16 protein-coding genes are annotated in these 25619 nt (G+C 45.4%); 11 read left to right on the forward strand and 5 right to left on the reverse strand.

What is annotated here, in order from left to right:
• Positions 1-145: 145 nt before the first annotated feature.
• Positions 146-1342, reverse strand: a complete 1197-nt coding sequence (locus J2T19_RS06065) for a YqhG family protein (RefSeq protein ID WP_307214132.1) — start codon at positions 1340-1342, stop codon at positions 146-148.
• Positions 1343-1345: 3 nt separating this feature from the next.
• Positions 1346-3106, reverse strand: coding sequence for a DEAD/DEAH box helicase (locus J2T19_RS06070; RefSeq protein ID WP_307214134.1), 1761 nt, complete (start codon positions 3104-3106; stop codon positions 1346-1348).
• 334 nt (positions 3107-3440) lie between these two features.
• Between J2T19_RS06070 and J2T19_RS06075 the strand changes: the two genes are divergently transcribed.
• The 5 genes from J2T19_RS06075 to J2T19_RS06095 all read left to right on the forward strand — a co-directional run bounded on the left by J2T19_RS06075 (position 3441) and on the right by J2T19_RS06095 (position 16005).
• Entirely contained in the window at positions 3441-6140 is a 2700-nt protein-coding gene (locus J2T19_RS06075) for an adenosylcobalamin-dependent ribonucleoside-diphosphate reductase (protein ID WP_307214135.1), read from the forward strand.
• A gap of 205 nt (positions 6141-6345) precedes the next feature.
• Positions 6346-6999 carry an HAD family hydrolase gene (locus J2T19_RS06080; protein WP_307214136.1) on the forward strand — a complete coding sequence of 218 codons (654 nt, stop codon included), beginning with the start codon at positions 6346-6348 and terminating at the stop codon, positions 6997-6999.
• Positions 7000-7675: 676 nt separating this feature from the next.
• Complete coding sequence (locus J2T19_RS06085; protein WP_307214137.1) at positions 7676-9745, forward strand: acyltransferase family protein; 2070 nt, start codon at positions 7676-7678, stop codon at positions 9743-9745.
• Between the two features lie 340 nt (positions 9746-10085).
• Entirely contained in the window at positions 10086-14666 is a 4581-nt protein-coding gene (locus J2T19_RS06090; protein WP_307214138.1) for an alpha/beta hydrolase-fold protein, read from the forward strand.
• 304 nt (positions 14667-14970) lie between these two features.
• Positions 14971-16005, forward strand: coding sequence for a LacI family DNA-binding transcriptional regulator (locus J2T19_RS06095; RefSeq protein ID WP_307214139.1), 1035 nt, complete (start codon positions 14971-14973; stop codon positions 16003-16005).
• 199 nt (positions 16006-16204) lie between these two features.
• Here J2T19_RS06095 and J2T19_RS06100 read toward each other — a convergent pair whose 3' ends face one another.
• Positions 16205-17332 (reverse strand): FAD-dependent monooxygenase, encoded by a 1128-nt coding sequence (locus J2T19_RS06100; RefSeq protein ID WP_307214140.1) that lies wholly within the window; start codon positions 17330-17332, stop codon positions 16205-16207.
• A 287-nt stretch (positions 17333-17619) separates the two neighbouring features.
• Between J2T19_RS06100 and J2T19_RS06105 the strand changes: the two genes are divergently transcribed.
• Positions 17620-18102, forward strand: coding sequence for a MarR family winged helix-turn-helix transcriptional regulator (locus J2T19_RS06105; protein ID WP_145046109.1), 483 nt, complete (start codon positions 17620-17622; stop codon positions 18100-18102).
• Between the two features lie 417 nt (positions 18103-18519).
• Here J2T19_RS06105 and J2T19_RS06110 read toward each other — a convergent pair whose 3' ends face one another.
• On the reverse strand, positions 18520-18819 hold the full coding sequence (locus J2T19_RS06110; RefSeq protein WP_145046111.1) for a hypothetical protein: 300 nt from the start codon (positions 18817-18819) through the stop codon (positions 18520-18522).
• A 238-nt stretch (positions 18820-19057) separates the two neighbouring features.
• On the opposite strand from J2T19_RS06110, the gene J2T19_RS06115 reads away from it, so the two are divergent.
• From J2T19_RS06115 to J2T19_RS06135, 5 genes are all read left to right on the forward strand, one after another.
• Entirely contained in the window at positions 19058-21082 is a 2025-nt protein-coding gene (locus J2T19_RS06115) for a Na+/H+ antiporter (protein WP_307214141.1), read from the forward strand.
• A 93-nt stretch (positions 21083-21175) separates the two neighbouring features.
• On the forward strand, positions 21176-22114 hold the full coding sequence (locus tag J2T19_RS06120) for an aldo/keto reductase (protein ID WP_307214142.1): 939 nt from the start codon (positions 21176-21178) through the stop codon (positions 22112-22114).
• A 93-nt stretch (positions 22115-22207) separates the two neighbouring features.
• Entirely contained in the window at positions 22208-22990 is a 783-nt protein-coding gene (locus tag J2T19_RS06125; protein WP_307214143.1) for a polysaccharide deacetylase family protein, read from the forward strand.
• Positions 22991-23148: 158 nt separating this feature from the next.
• On the forward strand, positions 23149-23355 hold the full coding sequence (locus tag J2T19_RS06130; protein WP_307214144.1) for a YwbE family protein: 207 nt from the start codon (positions 23149-23151) through the stop codon (positions 23353-23355).
• A 20-nt stretch (positions 23356-23375) separates the two neighbouring features.
• Positions 23376-23990, forward strand: coding sequence for a DUF4269 domain-containing protein (locus tag J2T19_RS06135; RefSeq protein WP_307214145.1), 615 nt, complete (start codon positions 23376-23378; stop codon positions 23988-23990).
• Here J2T19_RS06135 and J2T19_RS06140 read toward each other — a convergent pair.
• Complete coding sequence (locus J2T19_RS06140; RefSeq protein ID WP_307214146.1) at positions 23985-25418, reverse strand: hypothetical protein; 1434 nt, start codon at positions 25416-25418, stop codon at positions 23985-23987. The genes J2T19_RS06135 and J2T19_RS06140 overlap by 6 nt on opposite strands.
• Between the last annotated feature and the right edge of the window lie 201 nt (positions 25419-25619).

Consider the following 25619-nt stretch of genomic DNA (forward strand, 5'->3'; position numbering starts at 1 on the left):
TGTATCTACGAGTATTGGCTGCGCATGCGACGCTAATATACATTCTAGAGGACGAGTTATGCAAAGGTTGCTGTAACCTGTCGGGCAACTGCTTATGAATAAACACTACTTTTGCCAGCATTTGCAGGAAAAGTAGTGTCTTCGTCTATCTTAAGTGAAACATGCCGCTGCTAATAGCGGTAACCTTCACTTTGGGTTCATATTGCCAGATCATTTCAGTTCGGCGTGTCTCGTATTGCAGTTTCATCGCCTCACGGTCAATGACCGCCTGTTTGGCTTTTTCTTGCTCCGGATCTGTTTCCGCTTCTAACGAGATAGCCGGTTCTGCTGCCATCTCTACATCCTCACGAATACGATTGTTCGTCCCCACATCATCGGTTGTTACATTTGTTCGTAAAGGCAAAGGCTCGGGTGTTGAAGCGGCACGTTGAATGTTAGCGTCAGTTGTGCTCGTAGTTTCTACCTCAGGCATCTCCTCGCGCAACACAGCTTCATAGTACGTATCTACAACGTCAAGCTCCAGTGCAAGCCGTTCTTTGGCTTTTTCAGCCCAGCCGTAATCAAGCTGAAGCAAACGGTTCGTGAGATGGGACTCTAACGCTGCTCCGGCAGTAGATAATGAAATTTTGGCCGCCTGCGCATGCATATTCTCTGCCAATCGTGGGCTAAGATCGCGTCGGTTAAGCTTTGCCCCGAATTGTTCAATGATCTCGCCGGAGCGAAGAGAGATGCCGAGAAAATGAAGTTCCTCCCGTTTCAGATCACAGGCGAATTCCACCTTGAAGCAAACACCTAGCCAAGGCTCATAAACGGCCGGCGCTGTCGCTCGCAATTGTCGTTTGGCCGCCTGTTCGAACAGATTAACAAAAGCCCCACCCTCACGTGCCGCATCAAAAATTTGCTGAAGTCGGCGGCTGCCATAAACGACATCTTCACGTAAAATCCGTCCTGGTCCCAATTGCGGTAAAGACGGAGTTATGCCGAAGTAGCGCCCCAGAATGGTTTCTTTTGCAGGTTCAGTACCAGGGGTGGTGGTACTGGTCCCGCCACTGGCTGCACCAGATCCAATCGAAGAATTCGCCTGTGCTGCTGTGGCTTCTGCTGCCTCAATGGCTTGCTTATAAGCTTCCGGATCAAATACAAACGTAAATGACATGGTTTCTGCTGGTGCGCCAGTACGCTCTACAAATCCCCAATAGTACGGTCGATTCGTCAGCGCTTTATCAGCCTCGGGCGAGAGTTTAACCGTTACATGGGCGGGAGAGCGTTCTATGATCTGACAATCCAAGGCTTCGAGATAGGTAAGTACATAAGCTTGAATCTCGTGGGGTGACATGGTCATAGGTTAGCTTCCTCCTTTACGAAGATCGAGCTTGGTAATCAGAGGCACTTCGTCTGCGACCTCGCGCTGGATGGAGTTCAGTGATTGTCCTAGTGAATCCATCTTGAGACGTAGATCCTCTTCATTTTGCGATTCCAGCAAAATTTTGGTTAAGCTTTTCTCGATGGATTCCTTCTTCTCAAGCCGCTCCAGAATAACATCTAGTCCACCGATCACCATCTCAAACATGTTGATTTTCTCATGCAGTAGATGCAGTATATGCTCTTCAATGGTGCCCGTCGTGGATAGATTGAAGATATTAACGTCATTCTGCTGTCCCAACCGGTGTACCCGTCCGATTCGTTGCTCCACCCGCATGGGGTTCCAAGGCAGGTCGAAGTTAATCATATGGTGGCAGAATTGTAGGTTAATGCCTTCACCGCCGGCTTCGGTGGCAATCATGGCCTGAACCCGTCCACGGAACAGATCCATCATCCAATCCTTTTTCCCCCGGTTCATGCCGCCTCGATAGGGTACAGCAGTAAGTCCGTTATTACGAAAATAATTAAGGAGATACTCCTGCGTTGCCCGGTATTCGGTGAAAATGATTACCTTCTCATTCATATTGCGAATCAGTTCCATCGTTTTCTCAGCTTTGGTATTTTCCTTAATCGCTTTGATATGAGCAACGAGTTCCCAAATTTTGTCCCGAAGAGGAGAGTCGAGTGGAAGCTTCTTCGACAGGTTGACGAGTGTTACGAATACAGCATCTCTACTGCTACATACTTCTCGTTGTAATGTAACGAGTGAGAGCATGCTGCTTAGATTGCCACCAGCTTCCTGATACTGATCCTTCACAAACGAGGTCACACCGTCATATAAAGCCTGTTCTTCGGGTGATAATTGTAGATTGACGTTGGAGACATTCCGCTTGGTGAACTGAACAGGCCCTTCGCCGCGTCTGTTACGGATCATGACTTTGGACAACTCATCCTTAAGCTGTTCTTGATTTTTCGGAACGCGCTTATCCACGACGAAGTTGGCAGCAAAATCACCCTGACGGCCAAGCTGACCCGGCTTGAGCAGGTTAATCAGATTAAACAGTTCACTCATGTCATTCTGCACGGGTGTCGCTGTAAGCAAAAGACAGTATTTTTTGCGCAATTTAAGCATGAATTGATAGTTTGTTGTTTTCTTATTTTTGAGCTTATGAGCTTCATCGATAATGATCATGTCATAATCGATATTCAGTAACATGTCTTTGTGCGGATCACGCTTGGCAGTGTCCATGGAAGCAACAACAACTTCGTTTTGCCAGGAGTAGGCTTTTTTCTGAGCAACGGCAGGAATGCCGAATTTCGAATTCAACTCTCGTACCCATTGCAGTACAAGTGAGGCAGGGACAAGGATAAGCACTTTGGATACAAGACCACGAACCATATATTCTTTGAGGATAAGGCCGGCTTCAATCGTTTTACCCAGTCCCACTTCGTCGGCGAGAATGGCTCGGCCAGACATTTCAAATAACACTTTACGCGCCGTGTCCATCTGGTGAGGGAGTGGGGTCAGACCTTGCAAATGTTTCAAACATTGGATTTCGTCAAAATTCGGAATTAGATTCGTCTCTTCGGCCTGAATACCTAATTGAAAGAGTCGATAATCTCCCCAAGGCCCCCCTTTATCCAAACGGGATTCAAGCTGGGTAAGCCAGCTTCGATCAAACTCCAGTGGTACCGGCATTTCGGATATAGTCTGTTTGCTGTGGAGCGGATTTTTCCGGTTCATGCTGCTACCTCCCATGCCATTCGAGATGACGTTTATTCGTAGGTAATAGTATGGACGAATGAGAGACAGTTCATAACCAGATTCAGAATTCTATATGCACGGCTGTATTTTCCCAAAAAGTTCACAGAGTTCGTATTCATACGTCTGAGGGTGATTGAGGAAGCTTGTCCGAGTATTAATGAATGCGAGGAACGGCTATGATATAAATCACATGGAAAATCAATATATGGTGTAATATACTTGAATATAATCACTACATGTGGTATTTAGTCATAATTTAATCGTAGAGCAAAATTGAACCGTTACCTTTATTCCGGGGAGGCTGAGCGTGGCGATGAAAACGAACAAACGATCACACAAGTTAGAGGGACTAAGCGAGAAAATATTTCTAGACCGATATGCCTGGAAGAACGCAGATTCGAATCATGCAAAGGTCGGGGATGTTGTATTGGTATTAACAAAGGATGACCCTAAATTCCCAACGAAGGAAGTTGGGGAGATCATAGAACGTGAGGGTCAGCTGGTTCAAGTGAGAACCCGAAGCGGAGAGATCGTCAGGACGGATGTAGAGAAGCTAACGCTTAATATAGAAAAGACACCTGAAGAGATGTGGGATCGCCTGGCTAAAGCGATGGCCGCCGTAGAATCCACCCCTGAACAACGAACGACATGGGAGTCTCGATTCCGCTCAGTATTAGACGATTGGAAGCTCGTACCAGGAGGTCGGATTGCTGCGGGTGCTGGCGCAAGTGATGAACTCACGCTGTTTAATTGTTATGTTATCCCTTCGCCGCAGGATAGCCGCGGTGGTATTATGAAAACGTTGACTGAAATGACTGAGATTATGGCACGCGGAGGTGGCGTGGGGATTAATTTGTCTTCCTTACGACCTCGCAGAGCCGTTGTTAAAGGGGTTAATGGGTCATCAAGCGGATCCGTGTCTTGGGGTGGCTTGTTCAGCTATACTACCGGACTGATTGAACAAGGAGGAAGCCGGCGAGGCGCCTTAATGCTGATGATGAACGATTGGCACCCTGACGTGCTTGATTTTATTACGGTGAAACAAACGATGGGTCAGGTCACGAATGCGAACTTATCCGTATGTGTAAGTAATGGATTTATGGAAGCCGTTAAAGAGGACGGTGACTGGGAGCTCGTTTTTCCAGATACAACTGACCCCAATTATGATAACGAGTGGAACGGAGACCTTCAGCAATGGAGAGATGCTGGTCGCTCGGTTATTTCATATCGTACGGTTAAAGCGCGGGATATCTGGCGTACCATTATTGAATCTGCTTGGAAATCCGCAGAGCCAGGCGTTGTATTTATGGAGTATTATAATCAAATGTCGAACAGCTGGTATTTCAACCCGATTATCTGCACCAATCCATGTGGCGAACAGGGCTTGCCAGGGTGGGGTGTATGTAATCTGTCAGCAATCAATCTATCCAAATTCTATGACGCAGATGCAGATGATGTAGCTTGGGAAGAACTGGCGGAGACTACACGTGTTTCGGCGAGATTTTTGGATAATGTAATTGATGCGACGCCGTATCATTTTGAAGAGAATAGACAGAACCAGCAGCATGAACGTCGGGTGGGGCTTGGTACGATGGGACTCGCAGAGCTGATGATCAAACTTCGCATTCGATATGGCAGCCCGGAGTCGCTGGAATTTCTAGATAAGCTGTATGGATTCATTGCGAAGGAGGCCTATCTGGCATCGGCAGAGATTGCGGCTGAGAAGGGCTCGTTCCCTGCTTTTGAAGTAGAGGCATACCTGCAGAGCGGTTTTATGAAAAACATGGTTGCGACGTATCCGGAAGTAGGGGAGGCTATACGGAAACAGGGCATTCGTAATGTCACCCTAATCACGCAGGCTCCGACTGGAAGTACAGGAACGATGGTGGGTACATCAACAGGTATTGAACCATACTTTGCTTTTAAGTATTTCCGTCAGAGCCGGCTTGGTTATGATGAACAGTTTGTACCGATCGCACAGGAGTGGCTGAATGCCCATCCAGATGAGTCACTTCCAGCGTACTTTGTAACCGCGATGGATCTATCCGCTGAGAATCATATTCGCGTGCAGGCGGCCATTCAGCAGTGGGTGGATAGCTCTATATCCAAAACAGCTAACTGTCCAGCCGATTTTACGGTCGAAGATACTGCGCAGCTCTATGAGCTTGCCTATGATCTGGGATGCAAAGGGGTTACGATCTACCGAGATGGTAGTAGGGATGTGCAGGTGTTATCCACTTCGAAGAAGGAAGAGGTAAAGGAAGAAGGACAAGAAGCGGCAAATGCACAGGAAGCACACGAAATGCAAGAAAAGGTATTAAATAAACAAGAATCCACGTCAGAGGCAGAAGCAGCATTAGAGACAGTAGTTGGATCGGATGTAGCAGCCACCTCTGCAAAAGTGCTGGATAAACAGTACAGAAGCCGCCCTCAGGTGCTACGTGGAGCCACTTACAAAATTAATACGCCATTTGGAATGGCTTATATTACGATCAATGACCTAGACGGCATTCCGGCCGAGATTTTCCTAAATGTAGGTAAAGCGGGTTCAGATGTGTTTGCCATGGCAGAGGCACTCGGACGGGTCTGCTCTCTGTTCCTGCGGTACGGTGACCATGGGCATAAAGTGGAACTGCTCATTAAGCACTTGAAGGGCATTGGAGGTTCAGGAGCCATTGGCTTTGGTGTGAATCGGGTCGAATCCATTGCAGATGCAGTAGCCAAAGCTTTGGAAAGTCATGTACAGAACCAAAGTATAGAGAACGAGCCAAAGTTAAGCGTAAATCACAATCATTCGGATTCCCTCCAAACAGATGCAGGTAACGCAGAGACATGGAGAGAAGCATTGATCAAGGACACGAACCATGCTGCTACGCATGAATCAACAGGAGGAATGGGGCGCGCTTCTATTGCTGAATCAAGGGACTTATGTCCTTCATGTGGTTCAGCAACCCTAATCAATCTGGAAGGATGCAAAACGTGTAGCCATTGCGGGTACAGTAAATGTAGTTAAATCGTTGATTCGAATTCATTCGAACGAAACAGTTCCTTCAATACTAAAAATCTCATGCAAACGATTAGTGAAATTTGCCAATTTCAGCGACTAATCGTTTGTTTTTTTGTTAGTAAAGCGTATGATGAGAAATACATGTGAAACCCATGTGGTAGGGTGTTTTTTAGCCAATGTAAAATGAGATAGGACGTAATTAGGAGGTTTTTTGATGTTATCATTAATTTTTGATATGGATGGAACGTTGTTTCAGACGGATAAAATATTGGAATCTTCGCTGCATGACACATTTGAGCACCTAAGATCACAAGGGTTATGGAATCAAGGTACACCTATAGAAAAGTACCGTGAGATTATGGGGGTTCCACTGCCGGTCGTTTGGGAAACTTTATTACCCGGTCATTCTGACTCCATTAGAAATCAAGCGAATGAATGGTTCCATGCGAGATTAATCGAACATATTAGTACAGGTAAAGGGGCACTGTACCCTGGTGTGGAAGAGTTCTTTCAGTTGTGCAAAAACAGAGAAATTCCGATATACATAGCCAGTAACGGGCAGATTGAATACTTAGAATCCATCGTTAGCTATTACCACTTGCATGAATGGGTTACGGAAACCTTTAGCATACAACAGATAGTATCGCAGAATAAGACAGATCTGGTACGAACCATTATACAGAAGTATAAGATCACTCAAGGGATGGTCATTGGCGATCGGTTGTCCGATATCCGAGCAGCCAAGGAAAATGGATTGAGGTCTATTGGGTGCAATTTCGATTTTGCTCAGCCGGATGAGTTAGCACAGGCCGATCGTGTGATTAATAGCTTCATGGAATTAAGAGCCGAGATCGATATCGCATAGATTAGAATCTATCAGGATTAACATAATGGAATTGTGGAAATGCCAGTTCGAGACTGTCAAGGAGCCTAGCTAATAAAGCTCTTATCTAGTAAATAATTGTAAAATTTACCCTTTTCGGCGCTTGAGTCCTAGGCTTCGAGATGCATTTATGAGCAAAACTTTCAATCCGGCGAAGGATAGGTTTATAATGGTTAGTGGCTGCTGAGTAAGTCGGCAGCCTTTTTCCATGGATTACATGTTTCTTAACCGTAATATATGAGGAATCTCTCATTTGACAATGCAAGGTAATATTCTCCATTCGATGAAAAGCACTGTATTAAGCTATAAATATAGAGTATGATTTTACAGCTATAGAAGCTTGGAAGATAAAGTTACATCGTTTTAAACTGTTGTAACTGTTCTTGTAAATTCTACCGAATGGATCGAGCGTATACTGTGATATAAACGCATGGTGCGATCAGATGAATCTGACTATGTTATCCACGTCGTGGATTAATAATATTAATGTTATAGATGCAACGCAGAAGATATGTTACACGTCTTCTTTAATGTGGAAATGAAAGATGAAAGGTGCAATACGTATGTTAAAGACAACGAGAACCAGTACCACTGCGAGCTTCAAATTGCCCCAGACAGCGAAGATGTCAACTTGCATGAGTAAGGAGGGGCACAGCATATGTCACAATCTTTGAGTAGCAAGCGCCACATGAACGGATTGGATGGTTTACGAGCCATCGCGGTGCTTGGCGTAATTGCGTATCATCTAAATTTGGATTTTATCCCTGGAGGATTGCTCGGTGTGGGCATTTTCTTCGTACTATCGGGTTACTTAATCACAGACATTCTCCTGACACAATGGAAGGAACATGGCCGAATTTTACTCGGTGACTTTTGGGTAAGACGGGTGAGAAGACTGTTACCCGGCATGTTAACGATGACAGCAGTTGTTATGATCTGGTTGCTCTGCACCGATCCTTCCCACTTGGCCGCTCTTCGTGGTGACATTGTCGCAGGGGTGTTATACATAAGCAATTGGTGGTATATCTTTCATCATGTATCTTATTTCGAAAGCTTTGGTCCACCGTCCCCATTTGGTCATTTTTGGTCGCTAGCTGTAGAAGAGCAGTTCTACATCGTGTGGCCTTTATTGCTGGTCGCGGCAATTGTTTTATTCAAACGTAAGGGATGGCTAGTTGTCTTTATTGTGATCATGGCTGAATTATCAGCAGGTGCAATGGCAATTATGTACAACCCGGATCTGGATCCAAGCAGGGTCTATTACGGAACAGATACCCGTGCATTTGCGTTACTAGCGGGTGCTGCGCTAGCTGTAGTCTGGCCTAGCCGGAAGTTGTCTTCGTCACTTGCCAATGGTAATCGATTAGGCATGGATGCAGCAGGGATAGCTGCTCTATTACTGTTAATCTATATGATGCTGAACTCCAGTGAATATGATTCTTCGTTATATCAGGGGGGCATGGTAATCCAAGCTATTGCAACGACGATATTAGTTGCTGTACTTGCGCATCCTTCGTCGTTCCTGGCACGGATCATTGGTGCTAAACCACTACGTTGGATAGGTGAACGTTCATATGGGTTGTATCTGTGGCATTATCCGGTGATCGTGCTGACAAGCCCAACTGTAGATACGGGTGGTGCACACCCGGTACGAATCATTCTACAGGTGCTGGCAACGGTTGTTCTGGCATCACTATCACTTAAATATATTGAGAACCCCATTCGTTATAATGGATTCCGTAACACGTTATCGAGGATGTGGGGGCGAGGTCATCGGCATGGAGTTTCCCACATGTGGTGGAAACGTTCAGCTCTCGTTCTCTCCATGCTCCTGATGGTTGTAACGGTGTCACAGATGGTGATTGCCTCTGAATCGAATTCAGATTCCCATTCGGAGTCCATGTCAACCACGCTTAACAGCGATCATTCGGTCACGGAAGAGAAGGGACAAGATGTTGTACCTGCAACGGTCGCTCCATCTGACCCAGGTAATAAGCAAGATGAGAAGACCGATAAGCCGGTTGCCGGGTCAGATGATCATTCAGGTAAGAATGACTCACCTGCCAATCCGCCAGATTCCTCCTCTAAGCCTGAGGAGCAAGCAACGGATGTAGATAAAGAAACATCTACGGAACAGCAAGATAACAGTGGAGAATCCGGAGAGGGTGCGGAAGATTCTACCGATCAGGCTACCCAGTCACCTGAGGAATCTGATCACACATCGGATGAGCCTAAAGGCGATACCAATTCAGCAGCTTCAGACGAGAAAATCCGCTATACAATTATCGGTGACTCAGTCATTCTCGACGCCAAGCCTTATCTGGAACAGACGATGGCAGGTGTGCATGTCGATGGGCATGTTGGTCGTCAGATGTGGCAGGCTGCGGATGTATTAAGTGAATTGAAAAAGAACAATCAGATGGGCAGTAAGGTTATATTGGAACTAGGCACCAACGGGTCATTTAATTCCAAAAATCTAAAATCAGTTCTCGAATTCTTGAAGGACGAGGAACATGTGTATCTGGTTACGGTACGCGTGCCTAGACCTTGGGAACGTACAGTTAACAAAGCATTGAACGAGGCAGCTACAGAGTATAGCAATGTCTCACTTATTGATTGGAACGCTGCAAGCGAAGGTCAGGATGCTTATTTTGAAAAAGATGGCGTGCACCTCACGGCTGAAGGTTCAGAAGCTTTTGCTGCGCTTGTGAAAAATAGTATCAAATAAATGGCTGGAATGAGCCGATTCTGCTTCAACCTTATTAAGCACTTATTCAATTCATTAAGTATTGAACATGATTTACTAACATATCAACGAAAATGTTCTTGAAACAGCCCTTCTAGTGAGGGCTGTTTTTTTACTAATCGGATGGGGTTATAAGTTACATTTCAGCTAGTCTTAACGCGAAACATCGGATTACGCTACGCTTAGAGAAAAGAGAAAATGCACTCCAACAATAATTTTACTTAATACAAGTAAAATTTTATTGATTTTTTACTAAAAATAATGATAAATTAGTGATGTTCAATTGTAAACGTTCTCATAAAGTAACTAGGGAGGTTAGTTCATGAAAGATTCTAGATCCAGATCCAAGAAAACAAAAAGAAAGACGATACCCATCGCCGCATTGTCAGCAGCCCTGATGTTAACCTCATCGCCGAGCCTCATATATGCGGAAACAACAACTGCTGTGCAGGAGGAAACTGTGCAGGGAGAATCTATACAAGAAGAGTCTGTAAAGGAAGAGGCGATACAGGGTGGACAGGAAGCAGTGGTCGATGATCCATCTGTAACTGCACCAATAGAACAAGAGTCTGCTATACCTGTCACTCAGCAGAACACCCAGCTGAGCAATCAGTTAATCTTCACCACCCCGGGGGGATCACCTGAAGCACAGAAATCCAGATTCTACACAGCAACGTATGTGTCCGATAGCCTGAATCAGAAGGAAATGAGTTATCGGGTATACCTTCCAGAAGGATATTACGATAGCACAAGAACGTATCCTGTTGTCTATTTGCTTCATGGAGAGAACAATACCAGTGAGCAGTTTGAGACCGGTGGCATTGCAGACAAGCTGGATCAGTGGATGAAGGATGGAACACTTCAGAAAATGATTGTCATTATGCCAGACTCAAGCAAAGGGAGCTATTTCGTCAATCAGACGGAAGGTGATGATCAAGGAAACTGGGAAAATATGATTGTAAATGATCTAGTTCCCGTAGTTGATGGTAAATTCAGAACCATTGATCAACCGCAGTACAGAGCAATTACGGGTATTTCCATGGGTGGTTTTGGTGCTTTTGTCGTCGGGCTTGATCATCCGGAGTTATTTGGTTCCATTGGAAGCCATCGAGCTCCGCTGGGCATGACCATTGCTGGAAAGAATCCGATGGAGATGATAAAGAGCAAATCAGAGAATGAGTTAAAAGCGTATTCCATGTATCTGGATGGTGGAGCGGATGACCCTAATACATATGCAGATAACTCCACGAATGCTATTCACGCTCATCTGCGATCCAAATCTATCTCACATGGCTACCAGATGCGTCCGGGTGATCACACCACCAATCCACTCGTGGATCTGAACCGTTCTTTGGGTGCTTTTAATGCTAAGTTTGCCAAAGGCATTCTAACAGGTAGCTTTACGGCTACGCCTCAAGCATTGGGTACCGATACGGATGAGATTCGTATAGCCTATACAACTCAATTGGATCGGGCTGCGGCGCAGCTGTTCCAGAATAATGATACAGATCAGGATTTTGAGTTGTCTGTATCGCTGAAGGTGACTAATCCAGCGGGTGAGGTCTTGTACAGTGATACGAAGAACGCGGGGGACATTATTACCGGTTCGGCTGAATCCAATTTTAGTGACAGTTTCAATATTCCAGTGGATCAGCTGGGTAGCAGTAAAAGTACAACTGTTTCGCTCGAAGCCTCTTTACTTGGCTCAACGATATCGCTGGGTTCCAAACCCCTAATCCGCGTTACGCCAACAGGTACGTTGCCTGAAGATATTCAGATTGATCTGCTGGGTGATTGGAAATTTAAGAAAGATTCATATCCAGGGCCATCACTACATGGAGAAGCCGACAATGTGGATACGACGGATTGGGCAACTGTGCAGCCAGGTCTGGACTGGTGGACAGACGGGTTCGGCGGTTATGAGGGGCTGAATAATTATAACGGAGCTGCTTGGTATCAGAAAACATTTTTTGTTCCTGAAGATTTCCCGGATCAGGATCTGACCTTAATGGCCGGCAAGATAGATGATGCTGATATCACCTATATTAATGGGACTAAAGTTGGCGAGACAGGTTTCGAGAACAGCGTGTATAAGTCTTCTTTCTGGGCAGCTTCACGTGAATATAAAATCCCGAGTAATCTGTTGAAACGGGGTCAGGTCAATACGATAGCCGTGTACATGCTTAACGATAACGGCGGCGGTGGCTGGTATTCTGGGCCTATTGGCATTTACACGAAGGCAGCGATGCAAAAAATGAAAGACCTACCTTCTGCGGTGCCTAGTGAGAACGAAGTAACGACAGTGAAGGAGTTTGCGGCTAAGCAGTACCAGGCCATAGATCAGAAAAATCTGACTGCTTACGCAGATACATTGTCGGCTAAATATTTTGAGAAAGGCATTGATAAACTGAAGCTGCTGGAACAACGTCAACAGTGGAACAAAGATTATGCAACAATCCAAACCAAGATCAACAATCCGTATGTGTTCACACTGGATAACCGTTACTTGTATACGGCTGAAGTTGTCGTAACAGGAACCAAAGCAGATGGAACCGAGAAGATACTTCAACAGGGAACGGTATCCCAATATTATCAGCAGGAGAACGGTAAACTTCGAGAAACAGGTGATCAGAAACTGTTCTTCGTGACCGAGTTTTATTCCGAAAGTGCGAAGCAGACGGTTAAATATAGAGTCTATCTGCCGGAGAGTTATTTGACGAATCCAGACAAGCGATATACAAGTGTGTATTTACTTCACCAGTTCAACAGTGATAGTGAGTCCTACGAGATCGACAAAATCGATCAGATTTTGAACAAGGAGATCGCTGCAGGACGATCCAAGGATATGATTGTTGTTATGCCTGACTCTTCCGGAATGAGCTGGTGGGTAAATGGTGCAGAGCCTGATGGTGTGAAATGGCAGGATATGGTGGTTAAGGATCTAGTATCGCATGTAGATCAGAAATTCAGAACGATTGATGATGCGCGTTACAGAGGAACCTCCGGTGTGTCGATGGGTGGATTCGGCTCCTTCGCGATTGGATTCCAATACCCGGATCTATTCTCTTCAGCAGCTAGTCATATGGGTGCAATTAACTTCACTCAAGCAGGTCAGAATCCAGTTGACATTATTAAATCTTACCCTCTTGAAGCGTTGAAACGATATTCCATTTACTTGGATTCAGGTAATGAGGATGGGTACAAGTTTGACGTGCCAGTAACGACACTTCACAAGTATTTGAAGGATAATCATGTAGAACATTATGCCGAGATTCGTGACGGGCTACATGACAGTGCCTTCTATACCAAGTCGATAGACTTGTCGTTCGCTCAGCACAGCAGACATTTTGCTGATGCACATGTTACAGACGGAGTTTTGGCGGGAAGCCTTAATATCCAGAACGGAAATAGCAACAAAACAGTGGCATATCAGGTAACTGCAAAAGAACAATTAAACGCTTATGTAGATAACATTCCGACTTCACCTTATGTGAAAAATCAGATGCCAGATCTACACATTCCTGTCATTCTTGAACTCGTTAATCAGGCTACAGGAGAGCGAGTTGCTGTACAACAGGATGCACTTAAGGCTCGTACGGGCGGTGTATCGAAGGAGGGTGTACTATCCATTCCTGCTCTTCAAGATGGCAATTACAGCTTAAGACTGAAAGCTTCAGTACTAGATCGCACGTTTACACTTGCTACTGCGAATTACACGGTAGGTGGTTCAACCGGAGGATCTTCCGGTAATACGGGGGGGAGCTCCACAGAAGGTTCTTCATCTGGCACACCAGCAGTCACACCGGCTCCACCGGTTGCTACACCAGGAGCAAATACGAATACGGACGGTGTTAACGGTGCAACCACGGTAAGCCGTGAAGATGTTGCTGTTGCGCTGCAGAAGCGAACGGATCTGCCGATCAAACTCGCAGAGGGTATCTCACTTGTGCTGCCATTTGATGCTTTGAAACAAATTGTGTCAGAGCTGGGTTCTGAATTCAAGTTATTGAATCTGAAATCAATACCTGTTGCAGCCAATGAACAAAATTCGAAGATTGCGTTGGCTGGACAACGTTTGGGCGGTCAGCTCAAGTCAGGCGGATCGTTCATCAGCTTGGAGCTGTCCGCTACGCTTGAAGATGGCACAGTTCGCCAGTTGAATCCTACGTTTGGGCGGCCGGTCCGAATTGAACTTGCAGCAGATGCTGGAACCGATCACCGGCTCGGCGGTGTGTATCACTGGAACGAGAAGGGTGAAGCTGCATTTAAGCGCAGTACATGGAATAGCGAGACAGACACATTTGAAGCCCAGATCAACGAATTGGGAACCTATAGTCTGATGACTTTTACGAAGCCATTCAATGACGTTCAGTCCGGTTCATGGTATAACCGTGCTGTCGAAGTAATGGTTGCTCAGCACATCGTTAAAGGAGTCGACGATGCGAATTTTGCACCTCAAAGTCCTGTGACGAGAGCAGAATTTGCCGCGTTGCTTACCCGAATGCTAGGGCTTGAAGAAACAGCCAATGCGCCGTTTGCTGATGTGGTTAAGGACAAATGGTACGCTTCCTCCGTTGCGGCTGCATATCAAGCAGGTATTATCAACGGTGTGTCTGATATGGCTTTTGAACCAAACAAACAGATTACCCGAGAGCAGATGGCTGTTATGACTTATAATGCATTGCAAACCCTGTACCCAGGCGAGGGTGGAACTACTCATGATGCGTTGGCTGAATTCACAGATGGAGGAGATATTCATCCTTGGGCTCAGCAGCAACTGTCTACACTTGTACAGCTTGGATTAATCCAGGGTAATGGTAAGTCCATGAAGCCTCAGGGTATCGCAACTCGAGGTGAAGCTGTGCAGGTGTTATTGAACCTAATGGAACATAAGGGTCAGTAATACCCTACGGAATAGCTAATTGATAGATACGTAATAATCGAAAACGGACAAACAAGTTATAAACCTTCTGCTCGCGGCCAACGCGGGCGGGAGGTCTTTTTTTCATAATACGGTTTTACTCTGTGCTAGGATTATTCAGGGTTCTAGGATGTTATTGTTGGGCATTCAACCAGACATCTGATACACTATTTATCAGGTGAATTAATTGTGATGATCCCGCTGAATTAGCAACAGGCTAATGTATTCAGAATTGCAGAGTTGTTCATGTTGGGGTCATAGCTGGAAGAAAGGAACGTTATGTATTATGGCAACGATTAAGGATATCGCAGGTCAGGCGGGTGTATCTATTGCCACCGTCTCTAGAGTGCTGAATTATGACCCAACCCTTTCCGTATCAGACGAGACGCGTAAGCGCATACTCGAAATTGCTCAACAATTAAATTATCGAACGCCAAGGGAACGTAACGGTAGTGGGTCTGCTCATGGGGCACCCAAAGAAACTCGGCGTATTGGACTGATGAACTGGTATACAGATCAGGAGGAGATGTTGGATCCGTATTACCTGGCTATTCGACTTGGCATTGAAAGAGAATGCTTCAAGCATCAGTTCGAACTTGTGAAGATGTATAAGCACAGCACTGGTGAGGGCATTGACTGGAATGGGGAAGCACCTGATGGGATCATTGCCGTTGGAAGGTTTGAGCAGAAGGATATCGATTGCTTCCCGGCTAATCTAGATGCAGTTGTGTTTGTCGATTCATCACCGGATGAAGAGCATTATGATTCGGTCGTTTTTGATATGCGTCATGCGGTTCGAGGAGCGCTGGAGTATTTAACTAGCCTTGGTCATAGCAGAATTGGTTATATTGGAGGACATAATGAGTCCTATGCTAGAACGACGCGTGATGAGAGGGAGCTTGCTTTTGGTGAATGGCTTCAAGAACACAACTTGCATGAGTCTGCCTTCGTATATATGGGAAGTAATTGGTACCCAGAGGATGGGTATCAGCTAATGAAAAGTGCCCTGGAATCGCAGGCATGCCCAACGGCTTTTTTAGTTCAAAATGATTCGATGGCTGTAGGGGCTCTTCGCGCCCTTCATGAAGCAGGCGTTAAGGTGCCTGAAGAGATGTCTATTATTGGCTTCAATGACATCGCGATGTCGGCATTTATGCAGCCTCCGTTAACGACCGTAAAGGTACATATGGAGTACATAGGCGAGACCGCCGTAGAACTAATTGCTGAGCGGCTTCTCTCGAAGCGTGATATAGCCAAAAAAGTAGTTCTTCCTACGAAACTCATCATCAGAGGAAGCTGTGCTGAACTTAAAACTCCGTAGCAGGAAAACAAACAACAACAATGGTTAAGCCTTATTAGATGGTTGATCTTTCGATAGAATGAATACCACACCATAATAAGCCATGAACTCCGAGCTGGAGGGTCATGGCTTATTATGGTGCAACGTTATGTTGATTGTGACTTTATGGAGCGGGGCGTGTTCAGCTTAAGAACATGAGCAAGCAGACCATCGTGCTCCCTTAATTAAGGAAGGATTCATAGCGCTGCTGGAAAGATACCTCCATCTCGATCTGCCGTGCAAGCTGCTGTTTCACTTTATCTCCGCGTAGCTTCTGCAATTCTTGCAGGGGCTCTATCGAAGCGAACTGATCCTGTGCCATATGGGTTAATAGTTCTGCAAGTGTATCCGCATCCTCCAGTGCTGCATTTAGTCCGAATGCTCCTGTTGGAGTCATCGTATGAGCAGCGTCACCAATGAGAACGATATTATCCTGCGTCCATGTCTCCGAATAGCTGCTTTCTACAGATAACAATACAAAGTCACTCCATGTTTGGATGTACGCTTTAACTGAATCAGCCAAACAAGGGAACGCCGTGACTAGTTTCTGAACAAATGGTGTAAAGGGTAGCTCGCGTAACTTGGAATAAGATCCTTGCGGGATATTCCAGCCGATCTGAACATAGCCGCCGAATTGAGAGAAGAGAGCCAGCTGTTGTCCATCCATGCTTGCCATGCGTACCGCAGGTTCCCAGCCTACAGGTGCCGGGATGCGAGCCCATAACAGGTCATATCCATGCTTACGAATATCGGGGATCATTCCCGAATGTTTCCGTACAGCTGAGTATCGACCATCAGCACCGACGATAATGGAAGCTTCAATGGAAGATGGAACGCCATTTTGACGGATATTGACACCAACAGGCTTGCCGGTCTTATCTCGCAATATTCCGGTCATAATTGTATTGAAAAGGATATGCTCTTGGTTGTGCTCCTGCTGCTGTGACTGGGAGACGATGACCTCTAACAAATGATCCTGTGGTACATGGATGCCAACGTGCGAGACTTCATCACTTGGGATAATGGTTTTAATGATTTTACCGTCTTCCCAATATTGAATCTCCTCCAACGGAAGTGCACCGCGCTCAGCAATAATGGAGTACAAACCATGTTTGTTTAATATAGCTTCTCCATCCGTATTCAGCAGCTCTCCGCGGAACGACTTGTGAAGATGAGGCTGTCGTTCAATTAAAGCTGTAGATATGCCTTGTCGATTCAACAGATTCGATAAAAGCGCTCCGCCAGGCCCAGCCCCAACAATGCAGACATCGACAGTCAGCGTTTGATTTGTTTGATTTGTTTTATTCATATGTTAGAATTCCTTCGCTGTATTATAGGTGGCAATTCATATACTTTATAACAATAAATTTATAAAAATCATTAAGTAACTAAAAGTAACTTTGAGCATAAGTCATTATAAACAAACTCCTTAAGATATTGCAATAGGATGTTTGAGTACCTGTCTCTAAACTTGCCTAAACGTCTGACATTCATCCCAGTTGAGCCGGTTGAATGCCAACGTATATTTCACAAACAAAATAGTACAAATATGTTACAATATAAGGTAGGTTATGATCATAGGTAGGAGGGACAGTTATGAGTCCGGATACGGAGCGAAACTCTCAATTGGCAAATATCGATCAATTGTTGGAGGCCTTCTTCAGATATAAAAATAAAGTGTTGGATCAGCAACAGAAGAATGAAACAAACTGCAAACTGAATCCAACCAAAAATCATATATTGGCCATGATATTACGTGAAGAACGTTGCATGGCTGTTGATGTGGCCAGACAGCTCAGCCTATCTTCGGGTGCAACGACAATTGTCCTGAATCAGTTGGAGAGCGAGGGGCTTATCCAACGGGTGCGCAGTGAAGAGGATCGGCGGATTGTCTGGTTATCTCTTACAAGTGAAGGAGAGCAGCTAGCCCGTACATTGATCGCGAATCGTGGCCGTATGACTTGGGAATTGTTGCAGGCACTTACAGAAGAGGAACAACAGCAGATGATCGGCATGCTCAAAAAAATTGAGCTGAAGCTGCTGGAGAACATGAAAGCACTTGAGCAAGCGAATCGATAAGGTAACACGTCTAAAGCTAAGGCGTCAGCCTTCAAGAATTTCAGACCTTCGTTTAGGTCTAATTCTTGAAGACTGGCGTTTTTTTATTATAGATATCAATTTCAATTTAGTTACATTCACTCCAGGTTCATAAGTGGTCTTTGAATTTAGGAATATGCATTTCATATCTCATTAAAGGTATTATAAAATGTTTTTGCTTATAGTGCGTGTTCAAAAAGATCGGTTTTCAGTACCAAGAAGATGGGATAAAGATAGAAATGGAGTAGCGAAGCGTAGATTAAGCTACGTGAGCAACTACATTGTTTCCGAAGGAAACAAACTTCGTAAGCATCCCACTTATTTCGGCTGAATCCCATATTCGAAGCTGAGATGCCGCTCGCGCATCCTTCGTAATCAAAAGCGGACTTTTTGAACCTCTTATAGGTGGAACCGGCGAATATGCTCTGTTAGACCTTCAAGCTGCAAGATTTGCTTTTGCTTCTCACCCAGAAGATCAAAATGAGGAAAAGGCTCACGTCGATGAATATAACGAGGATTAAGTCCATGTGCACGGCACCATTCTTCGAGTCTTTCCAAATCTGCACATCCCACTTTGGTCACACTCTTTACGCCAGGGAAACGGGGGTCAATCCAAAAATGAGTGAGATAGGCAATTTCGCCACGGGAGACACGCTCTTTCCAGGCTGTCAGCTCATTCCGCTTAATTCCAAATGCCATAATTACCAAAATCCTTTCCAAACGGGTATTGTCCTGAACGTATTGTAACATCTTATAGTGGTAGTTCAAAAAGTCCGTTTTTGATTACGAAGGAACAGATTCAATCACAATTGTTCAAACGAAGCTATTATAAAATGTCGTGGCTGGGTAAATGAATATGACAACATTTTTATAAGTAGTAATTGTTATATGCTAAAATATGGCATCAATGTTCATCATGCGGAAAGGGAATGACATCATGGAACTATTTATCGCAGTGCTCGTTTTACTGGTTTTGATCGGTTTATCCAATATCCTGAACCGATTTGTACCTTTTATTCCCGTTCCGCTCATTCAGATTGCGCTTGGTTTTGCTGTAGCATTGCTACCAGCTGGCGTACATTTGCCACTGAATCCGGAATTGTTCTTTGTGCTGTTTATTGCTCCATTGTTATACAACGATGGCAAACGAACACCTCGCAATGAATTGTGGAATCTTAGAGCGCCCATTCTCCTTCTTGCTCTAGGGCTTGTATTTGTCACCGTACTGGTGGGTGGATATGCGATTCACTGGCTTATTCCTACCATTCCACTTCCTGCTGCCTTTGCACTGGCTGCAATTTTGTCCCCGACAGACGCTGTAGCTGTTGGAGCGATGGCAGGACGTGTACATCTTCCCAAAAGCATACATAGGTTACTTGAAGGAGAGGCATTAATGAACGATGCCTCTGGATTGGTTGCTTTCAAATTTGCAATTGCTGCAACGGTTACAGGTGTTTTTTCACTTGCGGAGGCCTCGGTTAGCTTCTTGATTATTGCAATCGGCGGGCTACTTGCCGGTGCATTAATATCGTTTCTGCTGATCCGGCTTGGCGTCTGGATTCGTCGTCTTGGAATGGAGGATGTAACCATTCACATGCTTCTGCAGATTTTGACGCCATTCGTTATTTATCTCGTGAGTGAAGAGATTGGTGTCTCGGGCATTTTGGCAGTCGTGGCTGGTGGCATCATTCATGCGATTGAGCGTGATCGAACGGAATCCGTGCAACTGAAGATGCAGGTTGTATCGATGAGCACGTGGTCTGTAATTCTGTATATTCTGAATGGTCTGGTGTTTGTCATTCTAGGCGTGCAGATTCCAGATGTGTTAAATACGATTTTTACTAATGCTTCGTTTAATAATGGACAGGTTCTCGGCTACGTAGGTCTGATTACGTTGTTGTTGTTAGTATTACGTTTTGCGTGGATTTATGTATTCTGGCGTGGCAATAAATGGCTTCGTCCCAAAACTGCGATTGGAAAGCCGAAATTCAAAGCAATGACGTTGATTTCTCTCTCAGGTGTGAGAGGAGCGGTGACGCTGGCAGGTGCATTCTCCATTCCGTATGTACTTGAAGATGGGTCGCCTTTCCCAGAGCGGGATCTGATTATATTTTTGGCGGCAGGTGTCATTCTGTTAACGTTAATTGCAGCGAGTGCCTTGCTCCCGGTGTTAGCCAAAAATGATGAGAAAAAAACGGATGGCGAGCCATTTACGACCGAGCGTAAAGCTCAAGATATTATGCTAAATGCAGCCATTCGTGCAGTGAAGTCAGAGATGAACGAGGAGAACAAGGCAGCAGCGCTTGCTGTAGTTTCGGATCTGTCGAAGTATATCAGACAGGCAGCTGGTCAGCTCACTGCGGGTAAACGCAAAGATATCCTTAAACAGGAAGCGGCCATTAACCTAATCGGTACACGGGCTGAGCGTAAGGAAGTGCAGAAGATGATGGATGAAAATGTAATTGCATCTGACGCAGCATTCCGGTGTAATAGCTGGCTGGATCGCAAAGAAATGATGCTGGCTAATCGAACCAACACACAAATGATGTTCTCCATCAGTGAGATTGGACGTGTGATCGGGCATCTGTTCACCGAGCGCCAAGAAACACCGACACCACAGTTTATGATCGAAAATGCAGAACTGTTTCAACAGGTTAAACTTCGTACCTCTGAAGCAGCAATTAAGGCGATCCGTGCCCAGATGAACGATGCTAATCGTACGGTGGCGATAACGGTCATTGCCAAGTATGAGCGTGTCATCTCCAAATTGCGTAGCTGGAATCAAGGGCAGAAGGAAGATCCATTCGATCAGAACAAGATGGAGCTGCAGATGGTAGCGATTCAAGAGCAGCGGAATACGGTACAGCAACTGTATGAGAATGGTGAAATTAACCGGGACGTAGCTGCTAAATTACGGCGTTTTATCAATGATGTGGAGGCTACCGTGCTCAAAAATAGTTAATCTGACAAATCCGATATTTTAAATGTGGTTATGCGTTTGATATAATACAGGAAGCACGTGAACACACCTTCAGATAAAGGAGATAGATGAGATATGGCAGAACAACACACTCGTTTAGGCAAAACAGATCTAGTCGTTAACCCCATCGGGTTAGGTGCAAACGCAGTAGGTGGACACAATATCTATCCAGATATGTTGAATGATGAAACGGGTAAAGAAGTCGTTCGCACGGCATTGAAGCAAGGGATTAACTTTGTGGATACAGCCTTCATCTATGGTCCAGAGCATTCTGAGCGCTTAATTGGCGAAGTTCTCAAAGAAACAGGTCAGCGTCAAAATACAATCATAGCAACCAAGGCTGCACATAAATTGGTCGATGGAAAGGTTGAGATTGATAACTCTCCAGCCTTTCTAACCGAAGCTGTTGACCAAGCACTAAGACGTTTACAGACGGATTACATCGATTTATTCTATATTCATTTCCCAGACGAACAGACACCGAAGGACGAGGCAGTAGGTGCGTTAAAGCGATTAAAGGATGCAGGCAAAATTCGGGCAATAGGTGTATCCAACTTCTCCGTTGATCAGCTTCGGGAAGCGAACCGGGATGGGCACGTGGACGTCCTGCAATCCGAATACAATCTATTCAAACGAGAAGCAGAACAAGAATTGCTGCCCTACACAACAGAACATCAGATTTCATTTGTTCCTTACTTCCCACTGGCGGCAGGGCTACTAGGCGGGAAGTATAATCGTGAAACAACATTCCAAGACGGACGTGCGACAAATCCACTTTTCACTGGCGAGAACTTTATTCGGAATTTGGATAAGGTAGACCAGCTTCGCAGTATCGCAGAATCCAAAAACGCTGAGGTTGCTCATCTTGTCTTGGCATGGTATCTATCCCAGCCTTCCATTGATGCTCTGATACCGGGAGCGAAGAAACCGGAACAGGTAATTAACAATTTGAAGACGTTGCAGGTAGAATTGTCTGCTGAGGAAATTGCAGTGATAGATCAGATTTTTCGCTAGGGCGAGTTTTCAGACACGTTCTAAATAGTTCCGGGGAATCGGGTAATGCTAATAGGGAGAGTGTAGGTTCAACAACATAGAAAGGACATGAACATGACCCTGATCCCGAAAAAAGCCCGAATGCTCGGAATATTCATTGTGATTCTCTTATTGAGCTGCAATACGGTATATGCGAAGCCGGCGCAGAAGAACCGGCAGTATTACGAGGAACGTGGAGAGATTGTATGGGAAGTGCCTACACAGGATAAGCTTATCGCCCTAACGTTTGATGATGGCCCGGATCCTGTGCAGACACCCGAAATTTTGGCTCTGCTCCGGCAGTATGAAGCCAAAGGTACGTTTTTTGTGTTAGGTAAATGGGCTGAGAAATTTCCGCAACTTGTCATGCAAGAGCAGCAGGAAGGACATGAGGTAGCTAATCATACGTATGCACATTCGTATGCCGTGCGATCTACGGGTGCTGACACCTATATCCGAGACATGGATGCCGCCGAGAAGTCTATCCTTGGTGCGGGGGTTGCTCGTCCAATGTTGTTTAGACCTCCTGGTGGCTACTATAACGATATGGTGATTCAAGCTGCCAAGCAAAAAGGGTATACCATCGTGTTATGGTCTTGGCATCAGGACACTCGCGATTGGGCTTCCCCAGGAGTTGCTACCATTGCCAACAAAGTGTTGAAAAACGTTCGTAACGGGGACATTGTTCTATTCCATGACAAAGTGGAAGGCAAGTCTCAGACGGTGAAGGCATTAGCACGTATTTTGCCTCAACTTAAACAAGAAGGCTATCGCTTCGTGACCGTTTCCGAGTTGCTCGCTGTTAAAGCTAAGGAGGCAGCGAAGAACGGCGTATCATCTTCGAAAGTTCACCCGTAATTGGAATTTCAAACCCGCCGTCTCTGGATTCAGAGCGAGCGGGTTTTTGCATTTGGCAGGCACAGCTTTTGTTTTGATCTCAAAACGTCTACAATAGATGAAGCTTTGGTACAGGTGGCATTATGAATGAGGACTGAATTATATAAGGAGGAGAACGGATGAACGGACAACAACGGGTTAACATTAGAGCAGGCTTAGAAGTGGATATCGTGCTGAAGCAGGATCAAGCTACTGGCAAGCTGACACGGGGGATCGTAAAGGATTTACTGACCAAGTCACCCACACATCCTCATGGAATTAAGGTTCGTCTCACCAATGGACAGGTAGGACGAGTTAAGCAGATTATCAGTGGAGCAACGCAGTGATTGAATGCGTGAGACAATAGATGAAGAGTACAGCAGATGTAATGGCACATCTGGCAGGAGGGAATGAACGACAGCGGGATGCCTATCGAGTGCTCCAAGACAGTAAAGTAATGATGAACTTGGCAGCATTCCAGCCTTATCCTGCAGGAACTGTACCTATTGATATCGACATTCCAGGTAGTGATCTAGATATCCTTTGTGAAGCACATGATCTGGATGCTTTTGCAATTCATATTCACCGAAACTTGGGTAACATGCCGCATTTCTATTGTAATCGTGGTACCCGAAATGTAGATGGAACATCTTACGTGACATGTAACTTTCAGGTTGACCATTGGCCTATAGAAATTTTTGCTCAAGCTGTCCCCATTCAACAGCAGAACGCATATCTTCATATGAAGGTAGAGTGGGAACTGTTACAACTATGGGGATCTGAGGGACAATGTGAAATCCGAAGATTAAAACGTTCTGGACTCAAGACGGAGCCTGCTTTTGCTCAAGTGCTTGGGTTACAGGGTGATCCCTATATGGAGATGCTGCGTCTGGCAACGTGGAGTCATATCGAACTTAGAGATTGGGCGCGTAAGCAGCCGTCATTCTTTCAGTTTTCTTCAATGATTAATGAATCATCATAATAAGAAAATAGCTAAAATAGTCGTGACTGTTAAGCCCAGTAATACAGGCTTCAGGTTTCGACGCGCAAGTTCAAACGGACTGACCCCGCAGATGGCGGCGGCTGGAATCAAGGCCCATGGAATCAACGTTCCACCGCCTACCCAAATTGCGGCAACCTGCCCTAGAGCGGTAAGTGTAGCTGCAGATGAAGCTGTATCGGCAAACATCGTCGCAATGGAACCAACGAGAGAAATCCCCGAAAATCCCGAACCATCCATCCCTGTGACCGCACCGGTCAGTGTGAGCGTGATCGCCCCGATCGAATCATTCAAAGGTACAAGTCCCGCTAAGGCAACGCCGAGATCATTCACAATACCGTGAGATCCATCAGGTAAGGGATTGTTGAACAACTCAGTGATGGCTGAATCTCCGAGATAAAAGAACGCTGCGATGGGGATCACGGGTCCAAATACTTTAAATCCAAACTGAAATCCCTCGATAAGGTAACTGGTCGTTTCTTCAGGGCCAGTGTGGCGGTGGGCTACAAGGGTTACTGCGATCAGAATCAGCACAGCGGTACCGCCAATCAGAGCTGTAGCATCTCCACCTTGAAGATTTAACACAAACATAAGGATAACATCGACTGCAAATAACAATGGAATTAGAAGGGCGAATACCCTTTTCCAAATGAAAGGCAGAGGTTGTTGTTCAATGGAAGGGGGCGTTGTTTCGGGTGCAGAAGTAGATGCGGTAGGATTCACGTGCAATTCCCCTGTGACCGGGTTGCGAAGGGTATTGGTGTGATTCGCCTGCATCTCTTTGCGAAGTATCCAGAATGCCGTAAAGGTGGATACGACACCCATAACAATGACGAGCGGAATACTCGCCGTAATGACAGAGCTTACTGGAAGTCCGGCAGCATCAGCTGTGAGTTTGGGCGCACCTTGGATGATGAAATCTCCTGATAAGGCAATCCCGTGTCCAAACAGATTCATGGCGATGGCCGCTCCGATGGGCGGAAGCCCTACACGAACTGCAACAGGCAGCAAAACGGCTCCTACTAGAGCAACTGCAGGCGATGGCCAGAAAAAGAAGGAGACCACCATCATAATGAGGCCGATGCCCCAGAAAGCGACCTGCGGTGAACGGATAAATCGTGTCAGTGGCGCTACCATCACTTCATTAATACCTGTTCGAATGAGCACCCGGCTCATAGCTACAATGATCGAGATGATGAATATAGTACTGATCAGCTCTTTCACCGCATAGATAAAACTGTTAAATATGCCTGACACAGAACCGGTTAATGATTCGGTAGCCAGCAGTCCAATGGTCATAATACCAGCGACACAGATAATGGTTGTATCTCTTCGCCGAATCATCACAGCGATGATAAGTACGATAAACGCTAGATATACATAATGCAACGGAACAAGTTGAATATTCACATATAAGTCTCCCTCCATCTTAAGAGCCCAAGGCGTGCTATATCGTATGCATGTCAGCATCAGGCGTTCATAGAGAAATGCATGGTGTAGGAGGATTTTTTTTACAGATAGAGAACTTAATTAACTATACAATGTGTATCATTCATACTATTGCAGGTCACCAGAGTAGTAGTTAGAGGTCACCAAAGTGCATAGACAACG

This window comes from Paenibacillus tundrae, assembly GCF_030812775.1.
Classification (GTDB): Bacteria; Bacillota; Bacilli; order Paenibacillales; family Paenibacillaceae; genus Paenibacillus; species Paenibacillus tundrae_A.

Coding starts and splice junctions, on each gene's coding strand:
- J2T19_RS06065 (WP_307214132.1), bottom strand. CDS start 1,342: ATGACCATGTCACCCCACGAGATTCAAGCTTATGTACTTACCTATCTC.
- J2T19_RS06070 (WP_307214134.1), bottom strand. CDS start 3,106: ATGAACCGGAAAAATCCGCTCCACAGCAAACAGACTATATCCGAAATG.
- J2T19_RS06075 (WP_307214135.1), top strand. CDS start 3,441: ATGAAAACGAACAAACGATCACACAAGTTAGAGGGACTAAGCGAGAAA.
- J2T19_RS06085 (WP_307214137.1), top strand. CDS start 7,676: ATGTCACAATCTTTGAGTAGCAAGCGCCACATGAACGGATTGGATGGT.
- J2T19_RS06090 (WP_307214138.1), top strand. CDS start 10,086: ATGAAAGATTCTAGATCCAGATCCAAGAAAACAAAAAGAAAGACGATA.
- J2T19_RS06095 (WP_307214139.1), top strand. CDS start 14,971: ATGGCAACGATTAAGGATATCGCAGGTCAGGCGGGTGTATCTATTGCC.
- J2T19_RS06100 (WP_307214140.1), bottom strand. CDS start 17,332: ATGAATAAAACAAATCAAACAAATCAAACGCTGACTGTCGATGTCTGC.
- J2T19_RS06105 (WP_145046109.1), top strand. CDS start 17,620: ATGAGTCCGGATACGGAGCGAAACTCTCAATTGGCAAATATCGATCAA.
- J2T19_RS06110 (WP_145046111.1), bottom strand. CDS start 18,819: ATGGCATTTGGAATTAAGCGGAATGAGCTGACAGCCTGGAAAGAGCGT.
- J2T19_RS06115 (WP_307214141.1), top strand. CDS start 19,058: ATGGAACTATTTATCGCAGTGCTCGTTTTACTGGTTTTGATCGGTTTA.
- J2T19_RS06120 (WP_307214142.1), top strand. CDS start 21,176: ATGGCAGAACAACACACTCGTTTAGGCAAAACAGATCTAGTCGTTAAC.
- J2T19_RS06125 (WP_307214143.1), top strand. CDS start 22,208: ATGACCCTGATCCCGAAAAAAGCCCGAATGCTCGGAATATTCATTGTG.
- J2T19_RS06130 (WP_307214144.1), top strand. CDS start 23,149: ATGAACGGACAACAACGGGTTAACATTAGAGCAGGCTTAGAAGTGGAT.
- J2T19_RS06135 (WP_307214145.1), top strand. CDS start 23,376: ATGAAGAGTACAGCAGATGTAATGGCACATCTGGCAGGAGGGAATGAA.